The 16943-nt window shown below is 74.3% G+C and carries 17 protein-coding genes; 7 read left to right on the top strand and 10 right to left on the bottom strand.

Annotation, left to right across the window (positions count from 1 at the left end; all coding sequences use genetic code 11):
* Positions 1 to 4: 4 nt before the first annotated feature.
* The 3 genes from ACE4Q9_RS02440 to ACE4Q9_RS02430 form a co-directional block, all read right to left on the bottom strand.
* A complete protein-coding gene (locus ACE4Q9_RS02440) occupies positions 5 to 1000 on the bottom strand; it encodes an iron-containing redox enzyme family protein (protein ID WP_397982526.1) in 996 nt (331 codons plus the stop codon).
* Positions 1001 to 1028: 28 nt separating this feature from the next.
* Positions 1029 to 1220, bottom strand: a complete 192-nt coding sequence (locus tag ACE4Q9_RS02435; RefSeq protein WP_397982525.1) for a hypothetical protein — start codon at positions 1218 to 1220, stop codon at positions 1029 to 1031.
* A 191-nt stretch (positions 1221 to 1411) separates the two neighbouring features.
* The gene (locus ACE4Q9_RS02430) at positions 1412 to 2917 is read right to left on the bottom strand and encodes an MFS transporter (RefSeq protein ID WP_397982524.1); all 1506 of its coding nucleotides are present in this window, start codon (positions 2915 to 2917) and stop codon (positions 1412 to 1414) included.
* Between the two features lie 283 nt (positions 2918 to 3200).
* On the opposite strand from ACE4Q9_RS02430, the gene ACE4Q9_RS02425 reads away from it, so the two are divergent.
* Genes ACE4Q9_RS02425 through ACE4Q9_RS02415 form a run of 3 tightly spaced genes read left to right on the top strand, consistent with a single transcriptional unit; the run spans position 3201 to position 5724 of the window.
* A complete protein-coding gene (locus ACE4Q9_RS02425) occupies positions 3201 to 4052 on the top strand; it encodes an SDR family NAD(P)-dependent oxidoreductase (RefSeq protein WP_397982523.1) in 852 nt (283 codons plus the stop codon).
* A 6-nt stretch (positions 4053 to 4058) separates the two neighbouring features.
* Positions 4059 to 4970: a DMT family transporter gene (locus tag ACE4Q9_RS02420; protein ID WP_397982522.1), complete on the top strand. Its 912-nt coding sequence runs from the start codon at positions 4059 to 4061 to the stop codon at positions 4968 to 4970.
* Positions 4963 to 5724, top strand: coding sequence for a polysaccharide deacetylase family protein (locus ACE4Q9_RS02415; RefSeq protein ID WP_397982521.1), 762 nt, complete (start codon positions 4963 to 4965; stop codon positions 5722 to 5724). Before ACE4Q9_RS02420 ends, ACE4Q9_RS02415 begins: the two co-directional genes overlap by 8 nt.
* A 19-nt stretch (positions 5725 to 5743) precedes the next feature.
* Here ACE4Q9_RS02415 and ACE4Q9_RS02410 read toward each other — a convergent pair whose 3' ends face one another.
* Positions 5744 to 6799 (bottom strand): galactosyldiacylglycerol synthase, encoded by a 1056-nt coding sequence (locus tag ACE4Q9_RS02410; RefSeq protein WP_397987098.1) that lies wholly within the window; start codon positions 6797 to 6799, stop codon positions 5744 to 5746.
* 238 nt (positions 6800 to 7037) lie between these two features.
* On the opposite strand from ACE4Q9_RS02410, the gene ACE4Q9_RS02405 reads away from it, so the two are divergent.
* A complete protein-coding gene (locus ACE4Q9_RS02405) occupies positions 7038 to 7850 on the top strand; it encodes a ribonuclease BN (protein ID WP_397982520.1) in 813 nt (270 codons plus the stop codon).
* Here the strand turns inward: ACE4Q9_RS02405 and ACE4Q9_RS02400 are convergent.
* The 4 genes from ACE4Q9_RS02400 to ACE4Q9_RS02385 all read right to left on the bottom strand — a co-directional run bounded on the left by ACE4Q9_RS02400 (position 7847) and on the right by ACE4Q9_RS02385 (position 14018).
* Complete coding sequence (locus ACE4Q9_RS02400) at positions 7847 to 10672, bottom strand: NHLP bacteriocin export ABC transporter permease/ATPase subunit (protein ID WP_397982519.1); 2826 nt, start codon at positions 10670 to 10672, stop codon at positions 7847 to 7849. The two genes, ACE4Q9_RS02405 and ACE4Q9_RS02400, sit on opposite strands and share 4 nt — an antisense overlap.
* Positions 10672 to 12897 (bottom strand): NHLP family bacteriocin export ABC transporter peptidase/permease/ATPase subunit, encoded by a 2226-nt coding sequence (locus ACE4Q9_RS02395; protein ID WP_397982518.1) that lies wholly within the window; start codon positions 12895 to 12897, stop codon positions 10672 to 10674. The genes ACE4Q9_RS02400 and ACE4Q9_RS02395 overlap by 1 nt, the downstream gene beginning before the upstream one ends.
* On the bottom strand, positions 12894 to 13700 hold the full coding sequence (locus ACE4Q9_RS02390) for an HlyD family efflux transporter periplasmic adaptor subunit (protein ID WP_397982517.1): 807 nt from the start codon (positions 13698 to 13700) through the stop codon (positions 12894 to 12896). Before ACE4Q9_RS02390 ends, ACE4Q9_RS02395 begins: the two co-directional genes overlap by 4 nt.
* Before the next feature lie 102 nt (positions 13701 to 13802).
* Positions 13803 to 14018 (bottom strand): type A2 lantipeptide, encoded by a 216-nt coding sequence (locus tag ACE4Q9_RS02385; protein ID WP_397982516.1) that lies wholly within the window; start codon positions 14016 to 14018, stop codon positions 13803 to 13805.
* A gap of 597 nt (positions 14019 to 14615) precedes the next feature.
* Between ACE4Q9_RS02385 and ACE4Q9_RS02380 the strand changes: the two genes are divergently transcribed.
* The 3 genes from ACE4Q9_RS02380 (at position 14616) to ACE4Q9_RS02370 (ending at position 15660) form a co-directional block, all read left to right on the top strand.
* Positions 14616 to 14903 carry a hypothetical protein gene (locus ACE4Q9_RS02380; protein ID WP_397982515.1) on the top strand — a complete coding sequence of 96 codons (288 nt, stop codon included), beginning with the start codon at positions 14616 to 14618 and terminating at the stop codon, positions 14901 to 14903.
* Between the two features lie 68 nt (positions 14904 to 14971).
* On the top strand, positions 14972 to 15340 hold the full coding sequence (locus ACE4Q9_RS02375) for a DUF6479 family protein (protein WP_397982514.1): 369 nt from the start codon (positions 14972 to 14974) through the stop codon (positions 15338 to 15340).
* Between the two features lie 134 nt (positions 15341 to 15474).
* On the top strand, positions 15475 to 15660 hold the full coding sequence (locus ACE4Q9_RS02370) for a hypothetical protein (protein ID WP_397982513.1): 186 nt from the start codon (positions 15475 to 15477) through the stop codon (positions 15658 to 15660).
* A gap of 136 nt (positions 15661 to 15796) precedes the next feature.
* On the opposite strand, the gene ACE4Q9_RS02365 is transcribed toward ACE4Q9_RS02370, so the two are convergent.
* Positions 15797 to 16381, bottom strand: coding sequence for an isochorismatase family protein (locus ACE4Q9_RS02365; protein WP_397982512.1), 585 nt, complete (start codon positions 16379 to 16381; stop codon positions 15797 to 15799).
* A gap of 114 nt (positions 16382 to 16495) precedes the next feature.
* On the bottom strand, positions 16496 to 16933 hold the full coding sequence (locus ACE4Q9_RS02360; RefSeq protein WP_397982511.1) for a MarR family winged helix-turn-helix transcriptional regulator: 438 nt from the start codon (positions 16931 to 16933) through the stop codon (positions 16496 to 16498).
* Positions 16934 to 16943: the final 10 nt, after the last annotated feature.

Raw genomic sequence — 16943 nt, 5'->3', positions numbered from 1 at the left:
TGGGTCATGCCGCGCTCGGCTGTTCAAGAGGGACGCGCAGCGCCGAGCGGCCCGCGCGCCAGTCGGCGAGCAGCCGGCGGGCGAGCCGGTCCTCCAGGTACTCGGTCGCGTCGATGCCGAAGGCGATGTCCGCCGCCAACTCCGGTTCCTCCTCCAGCAGTCCGCCGATCACCTCGTGCCGGACCACCTGCTCGTGCACGGCGTCCGCCTCCACGTGCTCGTCGTAGAAGAACTGCGCGGCCGGTCCCGCGCCGGTGCGGCGCAGCGCCTCGGCGAGCCGCCGGGAGCCGGGGGAGGAGGTGATCTCCACCTCCGCGAAGTGGCCGACCAGGGCGCCGCGCAGGGCGCGGTGCAGGCCGAACAGGGACATCAGGTTGACGACGGCCAGCATCTCGGCCGGCGCCGCGTCCAGATAGCGGCCGTACGCGGTGTCCAGGCCCAGGTCCCGCATCAGCTCGGCGAACAGGCGCGCGTGCACTCGCTCGGCCCGGCCGCCGCCGAACTCGTCGTACTCCACCGCCGCCATCGCCGCCTTCGCCCGGCCCCACAGCCGGGGCAGCACCCAGGCGTGCGGGTCGGCCTCTTTGAGGTGGTAGAGGGAGCGCAGCGCCGCGTACTCGCGCAGGTGCCACGACTCTCCCTCGGCGCACAGGAAATGGGTGACGCCCGTGCCCTCGGCGGGTTCCACCAGGAGCGCGCCGAGCGCGTCGTCCAGGCTCTCGTGCCCCGGCGTGTCGGCGCGCAGCGCGGCCAGGAAGCGGCGCTCCAGCGCGGCCCGCACCCGCAGCAGGTCCGGGTCCCACTCGGCCTCGGCGGGCACGCCCGCGAAGCCGCGGTAGTGCAGCTCGTAGCAGAGGTACAGGGCGAGCTGCGGGTCGTCGGCGTACGGGTCCCCGCAGTCGGCGGGGTCGGGGAGCGGTCCGCTGCGGCTCAGGTGGGCGATGAGCGCGGCGGACAGCGGGCCCCGTGCGGGGGGCAGCTCGGGTCCTCGTGGGTTCATGGTGGCCAAGTACCCGGAACCTGGCAGGTCAGTGGTGCCGTCCGGGTGTCGTCCGGTCGCCGCTCGACTGCTCCTGGGCGCCGGTGTTCGGGGAGATGGCGTCCCCCGCCTCGCCGTCGCCCCGGCCCTTCTCGCCACGCAGCTCGGCCTCCTCGGCCTCGTGCAGCACTTCCTCCAGCGCCGTCTCGGGCCGCTTGCCGTGCTCGTTTCCGCCGGACATGGCGTCTCCTTCCCGTAGGTGGTCGTCCCCGTAGGGGATCGTCCTGACCCGCTCCCCGTACCCGGACCCGCCGGGATCAAGCCTGGGTCCCGGCCTGGCCGGGCACGGGCGAGGGGCCGCCGTCTCCCTGCGGACGGCGGCCCCTCCCCGGATCGGGTGGCCCCTCGGCGGCTCTGCGGGGCCGGCCGGTCTCACATGTGGACGACCGCTGCCGCGCCCGCGTCCTGCCGCGGCACGCCGGGCCGGTAGAGCAGGAAGGCGAGCACCGTGCCCGCGGCGAAGAAGCCCGCCGACCACCAGAAGGCGGTGGTGTAGCTCTCGATCGTGGCCTGCGCCTGGACCAGCTTGCTGGTGGCGTCACGGCCGCTCAGGTAGCGCGTGGCGGCGCTGGTCGCGAGGGTGTTCAGGAGGGCGGTGCCGACCGAGCCGCCCACCTGCTGCATGGCGTTGACGCTCGCGGAGGCCACGCCCGCGTCCTCGGCGGCGACCCCGCCGGTGGCCAGCTGCATGGCGGGCGGCATCACCAGGCCGAGGCCGAGGCCGGTCACGATCAGCTGCGGCAGGACGGCGCCGCTGTAGTGCGAGCCGAGACCGATGCCGGTCAGCCAGGCCATGCCGGCCATCGCGATGGCGAAGCCCAGCGGGATGACCGCCTTCGGGCCGAGGCGCGGTACCAGGAGTGTGGTGCCCAGCTGCGCGGCCACCATCAGCGCGCCGACCATCGGCAGGAACGCCACACCGGTCTTGGTGGGGCTGAAGCCGAGGTTGAGCTGGAGGTAGTAGGTGAGGAAGAGGAACACGCCGAACATGCCGGCGCCGGTGATCAGCACGGAGAGGAAGGAGGCCGCCCGGTTGCGGTCCAGGAGGATCCGCAGCGGCAGCAGCGGGTGCGCGGCGCGGGTCTGCCACCAGGTGAACGCGGTGAGCAGCAGGGCGCCGACGAGGAGGAAGCCCCAGGTCAGCGGCGAGTGCCAGTGGTGGGTCTCGGCGTTGGAGAAGCCGTAGACCACGGAGAAGAGACCGGCGGCGACCAGGACCGTGCCCGGCACGTCCAGCTTGGCGTGGCCCGCGTCGCGGTGGTTGCCGAGCAGGATCCAGCCGCCCGCGAAGGCGATGACCGCGATGGCCACGTTCACGTACAGCGTCCAGCGCCAGTCCAGGGCGTCGGTGAGCAGCCCGCCGAGCAGCAGGCCGACCGCGCCGCCGGCGCCGGCGATCGCGCCGTAGACGCTGAACGCGCGGGCCCGCTCGCGGGCGTCGGTGAAGGTGGTGTTGAGCAGCGACAGCGCGGCCGGTGCGAGCAGCGCGCCGAAGGCGCCCTGGAGGGCGCGGGCGGTGACCAGCATGGCGAAGCCGTTCGCGGCACCGCCGAGCGCGGAAGCCCCGGCGAAGCCGACGACGCCGACGAGGAAGGCGGGCTTGCGGCCGAACAGGTCGGCGATGCGGCCGCCGAGCAGGAGCAGCGAGGCGAAGGCCAGCGCGTAGGCGGTGACGATCCACTGCCGGTTGCCGTCGGAGAAGCCCAGGTCGCGCTGGGCGGATGGCAGGGCGATGTTCACGATCGTGGCATCGAGGACCACCATCAGCTGGGCGACGGCGATCACCGCGAGGATCCACCACCGCCGGGGCGAGGCGCCGTCCGGCGCTGCCGCGCCGGCCCCCGTGCGGGGCGCGTCGGACAGGGTTTTCTGGGACATGGGGAACCACTCCAGGGAAGTTGTTCACGTGCGGGTCAGGCGCTGTATATAAACGAAACGGTTTCGTACGCATCGAGCGTAGACCAGCTTCAGCGAAACGGCAACGTTTCGCTGAAGTCGGTGGGGGGGCGGCCGGCCGCCCCCGTCCGTCCCCCCGCCGCCGCCCCCCGTCCGCGCCGCTTCCACGTGCGCGGAGATCGCGGATGTGGCGCCCTGGATACACCGCGAAGGTTCGGCCCATGAGCTCGCGGACCCCGAACGCCGTCGCAGTGAGGTCGCCACCATGTCCCACGCCCCGTCCCCCGCAGGACCGTCGAACCGCGCTCGCCCGGTGACGGAGTCCGGCCCGGCGGCGGTTGTCGACGCCCGGCCCGCCGAGCGGCGGGCGCCCCGCGCCACCGCCCTGGTGACCGGCGCCTCCTCCGGTATCGGCGCCGCCGTGGCCCGCCGACTGGCCGCAGAAGGGGGCTGGCGGCTGGTGCTCAACGGCCGCGACCTCACCCGGCTGGAGCAGGTGGCCGCCGGGATGTCGGCCCTGACCGTCGCCGCCGACCTCAGCCTCCCAGGCGCCGACCGCCGGGTGACCGAGGCCGCCCTCGGCCACCTGGGCCGCGTGGACCTGCTCGTGGCGGGCGCCGGCGTCGGCTGGGCCGGTGATTTCACCGGTATGCCCCACGCCCGCATCGACGAACTGGTCGGCACCGATCTGCTGGCCACCCTGCACCTCGTACGCGGCCTGGTGCCGCACATGGTCGCGGCCGGCTCCGGGCGGATCGTGCTGCTCGGCTCCGTCGCGGGCAGCGTGGGCGTGCGCGGCGAGGCCGTCTACTCCGCGGTCAAGGCCGCCGTCGCCGCGTTCGCCGACGCGCTGCGCTACGAACTGCGCGGCACCGGCGTCGGCGTCACCCATGTGGTCCCCGGCGTGGTCGACACCCCCTTCTTCGACCGGCGCGGCGCCCCCTACCTGCGCTCCTGGCCCCGTCCGGTGCCGCCCGAGCGGGTCGCCGACGCCGTGCTCACGGCCGTACGGCGCGGCACCGACGAGGTGTACGTGCCCGGCTGGCTGCGGCTGCCCGCCCGTGTGCGCGGCGCCGCGCCGGGGCTCTACCGGCGGCTCGCCGCCCGCTTCGGGTGAGCGCCGGTGCTCGCGCTCACGGTCGCCCTGGCCCTGTGCTCCGCCCTGGCGAACGCCGCCTCCTCGGTGCTCCAGCGCCGAGCCGCCGCGGTGGACGCCCCGGCGGAGCCCGGCGGCGCGGGCGCGCTGCTGCGGGGCCTGCGCCGGCTGCTGCGGCGCCCGGACTGGCTGGCCGGGGTCGGCCTGCTGATGCTGTCCGCTCTCATGCAGGCCTGGGCGCTGGCCGTCGGCAGCCTGTCCCTGGTGCAGCCGCTGCTCGCCACCGAGCTGCTGTTCACGCTGATCGTGGGCGGCCTCGTCTTCCGGCGCCGCCCGGACCGCCGCACCTGGCTGGCGTTCGCCGCGCTCGCCGCGGGGCTGGCCGTCTTCCTGCTGTCGGCCGCGCCGCGACCGGGCCGCGACGATGCCACCTCTCGCGCGTGGCTGATGGCGGGCGGCGTGGCCTGCTGTGTCGTCGTGCTGCTGGTGCTGGCTGCCCGCACGGTACGGGGGCCCGCCCGCGCGGCGCTGCTGGGCCTCGGCTCCGCCGTGTCCTTCGCGACCACCGCGGCGCTGCTCAAGGAGACCGTGGGACGGCTGCGGCTGGGGCCCGGCGTCATGTTCTCCCACTGGTCGCCGTACGCCACCGCCGCCGTCGGGCTCGTCGCCTTCCTGCTGCTCCAGAGCGCGCTCGGCGCCGGCTCGCTGGCCGCCTCCCAGCCCGCGCTCACCCTGGGCGACGCGCTCACCAGCGTGGCGCTCGGCTGGGCACTGTTCGCGGAGTCCGTGCAGCTCGGGCTGCGGATCATCCCGGAGATCATCGGCATCGCGCTGATCGGCGCGGGCAGCGTCGGGCTGGCCAACGCGCCCTCCGTCCTGCGGGGCTGGGACACGCCCGCCGAGGCGGACGGCGCCCAGATCGGGACCGGCCGTGAATGAGCGCCCGACCGCGCGGTGGGCGCCCGCCCCGTCCGCGCGCGCCCTGCGGACGGCCGCCGCCCTGCTGCCGCTCGGCCTGGCGGGCGCCCATATCGGACCGGCCGCCACCTGGCTCCCGGCCGTACGGCTGCCGCTGTTCCCCCGGCTGGCCGGCACCGGAGCGCGCCACCATGTCGCCCTGACCTTCGACGACGGCCCCGACCCGGTCGCCACGCCCCGCTTCCTGGACGCCCTGGACGCGCTCGGCGTGCGCGCCACCTTCTTCGTGCTCGGCGAGTCCGCGGTCCGCCACCCCGCGCTGGTCGCCGAGGCCGCCCGGCGCGGCCACGAGCTGGCGGTGCACGGCTGGAGCCACGACCGGCCCTGGCGCCCCGCCCTCGCCGGCGAACGGGCGGGCGTCGCCCGCACCGCCCGCGCCGTGCACGACCTCACCGGCCGCCGCCCCCGCTGGTACCGGCCGCCCTACGGCATCCTCACCTCGTCCCGCTGGCTGGCCGCCCGGCGCGCCGGACTGCGGCCGGTGCTGTGGTCGGCCTGGGGCAAGGACTGGCGCGCGGACGCCACCGCGGAGTCGGTCCGCGCCCTGGTCACCGCGCAGCTGCGGGGCGGCGGCACGATCCTGCTGCACGACTCGGACCGGCAGTCCGCGCCCGGCTGCTGGCGCTCCGCGCTCGACGCCCTGCCCGGCATCGTCCGGGACTGCCGGGAGGCGGGGCTGACGGTGGGGCCGCTGGGGGAGCACGGGATCGGCTGAGCGGCACGGGCGTCGCTGGTCAGGAAGCCGGCGGCTCGGCGAGCCGCGCCACCGCCGCCATCGGGTCCGACCGGAACAGGGCGCGGGCCCGCGCCGCCCTCAGGGGGGCGGCCGACGGAACATCCGCCAGGGCCTTCAGCAGCGCGGGCGGGTCCGGGGCGAGGGCCGACAGGCCGAGGTCGGCCATCCGGCGGACGCCCTCCAGACCGTGGCCCGGCAGGGGACGGTAGCCGATGACCGGCAGGCCCGCCGCGAGGGCCTGCACGGCGGTCTGCCCGGCCGCGTTGTCCAGCAGGGCGTGGGACGCGCCGAACAGTCCGGGCATGTCCGCGACCCAGTCGAGGGCGAGCACACCGGGAAGGCGGCCGACCCGCTCGTACAGCCGCCGGTTACGGCCGCACAGCACCACCGGCAGGTACCCGGCGCCGGCGAGCAGCGCGGCGGTGGCGTCCGGCCGGGACGCCGCGCCCCAGGCACCCGCCGACAGCAGCACCGGCGCACGCCCCGGCGCGTGCCCGGCGAACCGCTCCCGCCAGCGCGCCGCGCCCGGCGCCGGTGCCAGGAACCCCGGTGCCACGACGGGACCGGTCGGCACGACCGGCACCCCCAGGCTCCGGTGCACCTCGCGGGCCGCCGCCTCCGTCAGGCACAGATAGCGGTCGTTGCCCGGATGCAGCCACTGCCGGTGCACGGCGAAGTCGACCAGGTAGACCGCGCTCGGCACCCGCAGCCGCCGCTGGGCCCGCAGATGCCCGGTCAGCTGGGCGGCCAGATGGAAGACCGACACCACCACATCGGCGTCCACCCGGTCCACGAGGGCGAGCAGCCGCTGACCGGCGAGCCGCGCCAGCGGTACCCCGCTCGGCCGGGTGCCGGGCTCGCCGCGCAGGAACGCGTCGTAGATCCCGGCGTACACCCAGGGCGCGTGCCGGACCACCGCCTGGTACCAGCCGCGCAGCCCCGCCCCGAGCCCGCGGGGCAGCAGCGTCAGCACGTCGACGACGTACGGCTCATGGCCGTAACCCGTGGCCCGGCGCGCCAGTTCGGCGGCGACCGTGTCATGGCCGGCCCCCATGCTCGCGCTCAGGATCAGCGTCCGGCGCCGCCGGGGCACCTCGGCAGATGCACACACGGGGTCCGATTCTCCGGGGCGGAGCCCCTCCCACGGGGCAACCGGGGGCCGTGTCGCGGCGCGTCGCCGGACCCGACTGGCCGACTCCTCGGTGGCGGGACGCCCGGACCGTGCCACAGTGAAGCCAGGCGCGCGTTCCTGCCGGACCCGCACGCGCGCGGCGGTGCGTACGGGAGGTGCGGTGAGTCGGTTGCGGCGCGGCCTGCACCGCGCTTGGCGGTGGATCCGCGTCCAGGCCCTGTTCGAGCACGGCCGGGAGCTGGAGCTGATGCACCGGGCGATGGGCTTCGCCACCCTCGCGCTGGTGACGCTGGCCCCGCTGCTGATCGTGGTCGCCGCCGCCGACCCGCTGGTGCAGGGCGGGTTCGCCTCCTGGCTGACCGACGGGATGGGGCTGTCCGGGCCGTCGGCGCGCGTGGTCACGGACGTGATCAGCCCCCCGCTCCACGTCATCGGCACCACCAGCGCCTGGAGCGCCGTACTGCTCGCGGTGTTCGGCGTGTCCTTCGGCGGCAGCGTGCAGAACGCCTACGAACGCATCTGGGGCCTGGCCGCCGGGCCCTGGCACCGGGTGTGGCGGCAGGCCACCTGGCTGATCGTGCTGACGGCGTACCTCTACCAGGAGGTGGCGACCAAGGCGGCGCTGCACGGCTCCCAGCGGATCCTGCTGTCCGGGCTCAGCGGAGTGCTGTTCTTCTGGTGGGGGCAGCACTTCCTGCTGGGCGACCAGATCCGCTGGCGGCAACTGCTGCCGGGCGCGCTGGCCACCATCGTGGGCCTCGCCGGACTGCGCGCCTTCTCCTACCTCGTCTTCACGCCCCTCATCGTCACCAACGCCCTGAGCTACGGCGCGGTCGGCACCGTCCTCGTCCTGGAGTCCTGGCTGATCGGCGTCGGCTTCGTCATCTACGGCGGCGCCCTGTTCGGCCGCTGGTTCTGCGAGCACCACTGGATGCCGTCGCACCACCGAGACGAGGAGGAGGGGGGAAACTAGGCCACTTGCCGGCGCACCAGTTCGTGCAGGCGTCCCGTGGGGTCCGCGAGCAGGTCGGCGGGGCTGCCCTGCTGGACCACGCGGCCGGCCTCCATCACGATCACCCGGTCCGCGTCCAGCACCGTGGACAGCCGGTGGGCGATGACGACGCGGGTGGCGTTCAGCTTGCGGGTGCTGTCGATGACGACGCGCTGGGTGTCGTTGTCGAGGGCGCTGGTCGCCTCGTCGAAGAAGAGGATGCGGGGGCGGCGGATCAGCGCCTGGGCGATCATCAGCCGCTGGCGCTGCCCGCCGGAGACCGAGCCGCTGCCGGAGACGATGGTGTGCAGGCCCATCGGCATCCGCGCGATGTCCTCCGCGAGCCCCGCCATCTCCGCCGCCGCCATCGCCTCCTCGGGGGTGTACGGCTCGGCGCCGCAGATGACGTCCAGAAGGGACCCGGTGAACGGCTGCGCGTGCTGGAGCACCACGCCGCACTGGCGGCGCACCGCCGACTGGTCGAGGGCGGCGAGGTCCTGGCCGTCGTACAGGACGCTGCCGGACAGCGGCCGGTCGAAGCCGATCAGCAGCCGCAGCAGCGTGGACTTGCCGCAGCCGCTGGGGCCGACCACCGCGACGAACTCGCCCGGCCGGACCGCGAAGGACACGTCGTCCAGGACGAGCGGGCCGTCCTCGGAGTACCGGAAGGACAGCTTGCGGGCCTCCAGCGACCCGGACAGCGGGCCCGGCCGGGTGCTCGCGGAGCGGACCTCGGGGGCGGCCTCCAGGACCGGCCGGATCTCCTCGAACAGCGGCAGCGCGGCCACCGCCGACACCAGCGCCCCGGTCAGCTGGGTGACCGAAGTCAGCACCATCGTCACCGAGGTGTTGAAGGTGAGGAAGTCCGCCGCCGACAGCGTGCCCCTCGCCGGTCCCGCGAGCAGCATGAACATCAGCAGCGAGCACACCGGCAGATACACCGCGCCGAGCACGGCGGTGAGGTTCTTGATCCGCCCGGCCTTCTGCTGGAGCTCCCGGCTGCGCGCGAACTCCCGTGCCCAGGCGGCGTAGGCGTAGTTCTCGGCGGCCGCCACCCGCAGCTTGGGCAGCCCCCGCAGGGTCTGGAACGCCTGGTTGTTCAGCCGGTTGCCGAGCGCCGTCAGACGCCGCTGCCAGCGCACCTGCCACAGCCCGAGCCCGAGGAACACCACCGCGATGACGGCCAGCATGCCGATCGCCGCGAGCGCCATCGGCACGCTGAACCACAGCAGCAGACCGAGGTTCATCGCGCCGACCGTCACCGACTGGGCGACCACCGGCCCGACCCCCGCCAGCATCCGGCGCATCGCGCTGATCCCCATGGCCGCGCTGGCGAGTTCGCCCGTGGAGCGCTGGGTGAAGAACCGGGTGGGCAGCCGCAGCAGCCGGTCCCAGACGGCCGGTTGCAGCGCCGCCTCGATCCGCCCCTCCAGGCGCAGGATCGACAGGTTCTCCAGCAGCGTGAACGCCGCCGACACCACCCCGCTCACCAGCACCGCCAGGCACACCTGGACGATGAGGCCCGTCTCGGCCCGCGGCACGTACTCGCCGAGCACCTTGCCGGTGGCGACGGGCACCAGCGCGCCGATCGCCACCGTCACCAGGCCCGCGAGCAGCAGGGCGAGCAGATCGCCGCGGGCGCCGCCGAGCGTGAACCGGAGCAGGCCGAGCGGGGAGAGCGCCTTGTCGGGCAGCGGCCGGTAGAACATCACCGCGCGCGTCTCGAACTCCCCGGCGTTCCCCTTGCCCACGGGGGTCTCCCGGCCGGTGCCGGGGTGGACGGCCGCGTAGCCGCCGCGCCGCCACAGCAGGGCGACCGGCGCCCCGGACAGCGCCCGCCGCCCCACCAGCGGGCCCACGTTCTCCCGCCACCAGCGGCCTTCGAGACGGACCGCGCGGGTGCGCACCCGCGAGGCCAGCGCCACCCGCTCGACCGGGTCGAGGCGCTCGCTCCCGGTGCCGCCGCGCGCGGGTTCGGCGAGCGTGATCCGGGCGGCTTGGGCGACCAGCGCGCAGGCCGCGTAGGTGGCGTCGGCGTCGGCGGCCGTCGCCGGACGCCGCGGGCGGCGGCCGATCGAGGCCAGCAGGGTGCGGTCCGCCTGGACGCCCGCCGCCTCGCCCGCCTTGATCCCGGCGGCCGTTCGCGTCTCGTGGCCGCGCTCCAGCTGCTCGATCCAGCGGTCCAGCGCGGTCAGCAGCCGGTACTGCTGGTCGACCAGCGACTGCCACAGCGCCGGGTCCACCAGCAGATCGGCGGCGGCCTGAGTGCCGTACAGGGATCCGTACCGGACGCTGCCGGGCGGCACCTGCATCCAGAACACCTCGTCGTCCGCGGGGACTTCGGGCCGTTCCTCGGCCAGCGGCGCCTGGAAGAGGACGGACAGGCCGCGGCCGACGCCGAGCGCGAGGGCGTACTCCAGCGGGCTGGACGCGGGCGGTACGTACTGCGGCCGCCCGTACTCGTCGTACGACCAGGTCTCGGTGCCCGCCTGCTGGTACAGCTCGCGCAGGTTCACCCGGTGCACCACGCAGTCCCGCACCGGGCGGGCCACCAGGGTGTGCCGGGGGCCCGCGACCGGGCCGAGCAGCAGCGCGCCCGTCTCCAGCCGGCCCAGGTGGTGCCAGTGGCCCTGCTGTCCGGCGTCCACCGCGAACAGGTCCAGGGCGCCGGCCGCCACCAGCCACAGCACCTGGGGGCCCTCCAGGTCGAGGCGGGTGAACCCGGCGCAGTCCACCCGGCTGCCGAGCCCGCCCAGCGCCCCGAGCACCAGGTCCCCGTCGTATCCCTCCCGCACAGATGTCATTAACGCTCCCTGACCAGCGCCGCGTACGCGCCGCCACGCGCCACCAGCTCGGCGTGCCGCCCGCGTTCGACCACCGTGCCGTGCTGGAGCACGACGATCTCGTCGCTGTCGCGGACCGTGCTCAGCCGGTGCGCGATCACCACACAGGCACAGCCACGCCGGCGCAGATTGTCCATCACCACCAGCTCGGTCTCCGCGTCCAGCGCGCTGGTCACCTCGTCCAGCACCAGGATGCTGGGCCCGCGCACCAACGCCCGTGCGATCTCCAGGCGTTGGCGCTGGCCGCCGGAGAAATTGCGGCCGTCCTGCTCGACCTTGCCGTGGATGCCGCCGGGCCGCCGCGCGACCACCTCGTACAGGGCCGCGTCCTTCAGCGCCTCGACGACCGCCTCGTCCGGGATCGACGGGTCCCACAGGGCGATGTTGTCGCGGACCGAGCCCTCGAAGAGGAACACCTCCTGGTCCACGAAGGAGACGGAGGCGGCGAGCGCCCCGCGCGGGATGTCCTCCAGGCGCCGCCCGTCGATGCGGATCACCCCGTCCCACGGCGCGTACAGCCCCGAAATCAGCCTGGACACCGTGGACTTGCCACTGCCCGAGCCGCCCACCAGCGCCACCTGCTGACCGGGGCCCACGGTCAGGTCGAAGCCGGTCAGCAGCGGCTTGTCCAGCGGGCTGTAGCCGAACGTGACGTTCTCCAGCTCCACCTGGCCGCGCAGCCGGCGCGTCTCGCCGCCGGCCGTGGGCCGCGCGTAGAGCGGATCGGGCTGGAAGTTCTCCACGTCCTTCAGGCGGGCCACGTCGGCGGTGAAGTCCTGGATGCGGCCCGCCACCCCGTTGAGCCGGGTCAGCGGCGCGGTGAAGCGGGTGACCAGCGCCTGGAAGGCCACCAGCAGACCCACCGAGATATGCCCCTCGACGGCGCGCAGACCGCCGATCCACAGGATCAGCGCGCTGTTGAACGTGGCCAGCGTCGGGGCGACGATCCCGAGCCAGGCGCTCGGCACCCCGAGCCGCTGTTGCTCCTCCAGCGTGGCGGCGTGCTGCCCGGCCCACTTGCGGAAGTACCCGTCCTCGCCGCCGGTCGACTTCATCGTCTCGATCAACTGGAGCCCGGTGTAGGCCGTGTTGGTCAGCCGGGCGGTGTCCGCGCGCAGCTTGGCCGTGCGCGTCGCGCGCAGCCTCCCGACCAGCCGCATGGCGGCGAGGTTCAGCAGGGCCACGCCGATGCCGAGGAACGTCAGCTGGGGGTCGTAGGTGTACAGCAGCACCGCGTACAGCACGACCACGATCGCGTCCACGCCGGCCGCCGCCAGGTCGCGGGCCAGGGTCTCCGCCACCTGGTCGTTGGACTGGAGGCGCTGCACCAGGTCGGCGGGGGAGCGCTGGGCGAAGAACGTCACCGGCAGCCGCAGCAGATGGCGCAGGAAGCGGGCGCTGGTCAGGGTGGAGGAGATGATCCGGCCGTGCAGCAGATTGGCCTGCTGGAGCCAGGTCAGCACCAGCGTGAGCAGCACACAGGCGGCCATCGAGGTGAACAGCACGCCCAGTAGCGAGGTCTGATGGCCAATCAGGTACGTGTCGATGTAGGTGCGGCTCAGCGCGGGTACGGCCGCGCCGACCGCGACCAGCAGCAGGCTGGCCAGCACCGCGGCGGGCAGGGTGCCCGCGGTGCCACGCAGCCGGGCCGGCAGCGCGCCGAGCACGCCCGGCCTGCGCCCGCCCCGCGTGAAGTCCGGGCCGGGCTCCAGCACCAGGACGACACCGGTGAAGCTGCCGTCGAACTCGTCCAGCGGCACGAAACGGCGGCCCTTGGCGGGGTCGTTGATGTGGATGCCGCGCCGGCCGAGGCGGCGGCCCATACCGTCGTAGACGACGTAGTGGTTGAACTCCCAGAACAGGATGGCCGGGGCGCGCACCTCGGTGAGGGCGGCCAGGTCCATCTGCATGCCCTTGGCGGTCAGGCCGTAACCGCGGGCGGCCTTCAGCAGGTTGCTGGCGCGCGAGCCGTCGCGGGAGACCCCGCAGGCGATGCGCAGCTCCTCCAGCGGGACGTGCCGGCCGTAGTGGGAGAGGATCATCGCGAGACAGGCGGCGCCGCACTCGACGGCCTCCATCTGGAGCACGGTGGGCGTACGGGGCGCACGAGTACGGGACTTGGGGGCCGGACGCCGGGCGGGGGCGGCGCGTCTGCGGCCGCGGCTCTGCGGGGGAGCGGACGTCACGGGAGCAGCCAATCGACGGGGTGCTGGTCGGCCAGCCGGATGGAGGCGGAGGCGAGGGTCATGGAGTCCAGCCGGAACGGCGGCCCCCCGGCGGTCGACCACCGGTAACCGCTCCTGGTCGCCCGCGAGTCGGCCAGCCGCACGGTCACGGCGACCGGGCGGCCGTCCTCGGTGAACTGGTGGCCGAGCTGGCTGTCGCCGAGGAACGCGGCGATCGACTGCGCGGACTGCGCGGACCGGTCCACCGAGCGCACCTCGCCGCGCAGCACGCCGTAGCGCTGCGCCGGCACGGAGGAGACGGTGAGGTCCACGGGGGTGTGCGCGGGGATGGCGGCGGCGCTCTCGGCGGGCACGTACACGGTCGCGTACAGCGGGTCGTCCGCGTGCGCGACCTTCTCGACGGCGGCCACGTCGGTGCCGGTCTGCACGATCTGTCCGAGGGTGGCGGCGAGCGTGGTGATCCGGCCCGCGGCGACCGTGCGGACGACCGAATCGCCCTGCGCGGTACGGACCTTGACCACGGGGGCGTTCGCGGGCAGCCGCGCGCCCTGCCGGGCGAGGACGGCCGTCACCTGCCCCGCCACGGGGCTCTGGAGCACATAACTGCCCTCGCCGTGGGTGAGGATGGCGCCCGCGCTCACCGTGGAGGCGACCGAACCGGTCACCGCCCAGACGGAGGCCGCGGCCATGACGGCGACGGTGACACCGAGCGCGAGCCGGCCCTGCGGGCGGGCGAGCCGCACCGGGAGGTCCAGCTCCTGGGGCGACTGGAGCTTGGCGAGGGCCTGTTGGCGGAACTGCACGGAACGTCCCTCACCTGTGGGGGAGTCACGGATCTGTCGGGGCGCCCGAGAGCCCCGGAGCCGGGGGACGGCTCCGGGACCGACGGGGGGTAAAAGGCTCGGTCAGAGACCGGCGACCAGGCTGGTGACCGGGGCCACGTTCAGGCCGGTGACACCCTCGACCGTGCCGATGGCCGTGTTGGCCAGGCCGGAGACCGGGGCGATGCCGTCGACGGCGCCGGTCACGGTGTTGAGGGCGTTCACCTGGAGACCACCGGAGACGGCGTCCAGCTCGGCGTCGGCGATCTCGGCGGTCTCGACCTGGGGGGTGGAGTTCATGATGGAACTTCCCTTCATATGGGTATTCACAAGGGGGAGAACGGCCCGTCCGATCGTCAGGAGGAGGGCCGCGGCCGCGGGTGGCAGGCTCCGTCGCCGGGGCCCGTCGGCCCCCCGCGGTGCGAAGGATCAAAGCACGCGGGCCGACCGCGCTTCCACTCGATCAGGGCTCTCACCAGCGGACTTGTGCCGCGAGTGGGTCCAAGCGTGCAGGCGTGCGCACGGCTTGTCGGCGACTTTTTCACATGCCGCACGGCATCGTCGCGGCCGTGGGCTTGTTTCGGGCGCCGCGTTCGGCCTGCGCGCGCACCGGGGGCGGGTGCGGGCGCGCGGATGTGCAGAAGCGCTGACCGCCGTGGCGTGGTTGAGCATTCAATGTGCAGATTCCCTGAAGCGGGGGTTCCGGTATGCGATGGAAACCAACCGCTATTGATCGGTTGCGGAACGTATCGGTCTCCGGCGATCGTCTTCCGGTGCGCTTCGGCGGTCGCCTCGCGGCGAACCAGCCCAGGTGACCCCGCCGTCCCCGGTCACGCCCGAAGGCTTCGTCCCGCCCTGGACAGGCGCGTCGAGCGGACCGCGCCTAGATTCGATGGGGTGGCACACACCTTCGAAGAACTGGTGCAGAAGCAGCGGGCGGCCGACGCGGCCCACGCCACGGTCGAGGACCTGCGCGAGACGTACGGTCCGCCGGCCGAACGGGGCATGACCGGCGCCCAGTCGGGCACCTACGAGACCGCCCTGCGCGCCTGGCGCGACCTCGCCCGCGATGTGCAGACCGCGGTGAGCGAGTACGCGAAGGAGACGGGCCGCCCGCGCGCCGACATCGAGGCCGAGATGGCACGCGCCGCGGCGGAGCAGGGGCGCAGACCGCCGGGGGGCTGACGGACGGCCGCGGAAAAGGCCCACGTGCGGGCTGGTATCCGTTCCCCTCCTGCGGGTACCCGGCGTCCATGAACACTGCCATGTACGAAGCGGCCACCGGCCGGCAGGCCTTCGGTTACGTCCTCATCCTGGTCGCCGGGGTCGTCCTGGTCGCCGGACTGATCTGGGCGTTCCGGCTGGGCTTCAAGGTACGCCAGCGCGAGCCCGCCCCGCCGCGCCCGGACGAGCAGCCCAAGCTGCCGCCGACGGGCCCGGTGCACGAGACCAGCGAGATGCGCGAACCCCGCGATGTGCCGCAGGCCGGTGACGAGAGCGAGCGGCTCACCCCGCACCAGCTCGGCAACATCCGCTCCCAGCGCGCCGACGACCAGCGGCGTCCGCGCTGGTCGCCCGGCTCCAGCGGGTCCTTCGGCGGCGGTGGCGGCGGCCGTACCTGAGCGGCCCGGCCGCGCGGCGGCGTTTGCCGGGCGGGCTGGGCGGTTACCCGTGGCGGAACGATTCGGACAGGTCCGCGCGGGTGCCGACGCTTCGGGCCCGCCGGCCGCAGGACGCAGAGGGTGGATGACACGACGTGATCGCGCAGACGACCGGGAAGCCGGGCGCACCGGAGACCGAGACGGGGTGGGTCCGGGCGCACGGCCGACGGGACCGGCGGGAGCTGGGGATACGTACCTGCGTCCCCGCCGTCCTGGACCGCACCGGCCCCCGGCGGCAGGCGGACGGCCCCGAGGAGACCATCGTGCGCGGAGAGGACTGAGCGGACGGGACGCCAGGCGGTCGCGCCACACCGGCGGAATCCAACGCGCCCGGCTTCGGACAACGCACCGGCCCGGCCCCTCGCACAGGCGAGGGAGCCGGGCCGCCGCGTTCGCCGGTCACGGCACTCGGTGTGCTCAGCCGTGCGTCTTCGCCAGCAGCTCCAGGATCTCCGCCGTCGTGCCGGTCTCACCCAGCCGGGGGAAGATCTTCTCGACGCTGTGCGCGTGCGTCGCGGCGTCGCGGTCGGCCATCGCGTCGGTGGCCAGGGTGACGTGGTAGCCCATGGCGTAGGCGTCACGCGCGGTGGACTCCACGCCGATGCTGGTGACGAGGCCGGTCAGCACGATCTGCGTGACGCCGCGGCGGCGCAGCTGCACGTCCAGGTCGGTGCCGAACAGGGCGCTCCAGTTGTGCTTGGTGACGTGGATGTCGCCCGCGTGGCCGGTCAGTTCGTCGACGATGACGTCCCAGCCCTCCGGGAACGGCGCGCCGCCGCCCTGCTGCTCGGTGCGGCCGGGCATGACGTCGGAGAAGTCGGCGGCGAAGGACACCCGGACCAGGACGACGGGCAGGTTCCGGGCACGGAACGCCTCGGCCAGCTCCACCGAGCGGGACAGCACGTCGGCGGCCGGGTGCGGCTGTGTGGGGGAGCCCACGATGCCGCGCTGCAGGTCGATCACGACGAGGGCGGTACGGGGGTCGAGCGTGGTGAGCGACATGAGTCGGCCAGACCTTTCGGGGGTTGTCTCAGGTGTCGTACAGGGTCGTACGGTCGTGCGGGGTCGTTCAGAGGCGTGCGCGGTGGTGCGGGTCGGCCGCGGACTTCCTTGTGACTACGGCCGCGACAGCCGCTGCATCAGCTCCAGGGCCGTCAGGATCGTCTGCCGTTCCTCGTCGCTGTAACGGTCCTGGAAGGCGCGCGCCAGCCACTCCTCGCGCATTTGCCTGTTGCCCTCGACGCGGGCCCGGCCGGCGTCGGTCAGGGTGACCAGCTGGCGGCGGCCGTCGTCCGGGTCGGGGGCGCGGCGGATCAGGCCGCGCTGCTCCAGCGCGGCCAGCGTCGTGGCCATGGACTGCGGGCGCACCCCCTCGGCGGCGGCCAGCGCGCTCGCGGTGGCCGCGCCGTGCTTGCCGACCAGGCTCAGCGCCGACTCCTGCGACGGAGTCAGGTCCGCGTCCTGGGCGACCTCGCGGATGCGGCGCCGCAGCCGACTGAACGCCACCCGCAGGTCGCGCGCCGCCCGGACGGCCGCCTCGGAGATGTCTTCCATGCCGTCACCC

This window comes from Streptomyces sp. AM6-12 (assembly GCF_044327085.1).
Classification (GTDB): domain Bacteria; phylum Actinomycetota; class Actinomycetes; order Streptomycetales; family Streptomycetaceae; genus Streptomyces.
Note: the sequence above shows the minus strand (reverse complement) of the source record. Positions and strands in the feature narration are given on the sequence as shown.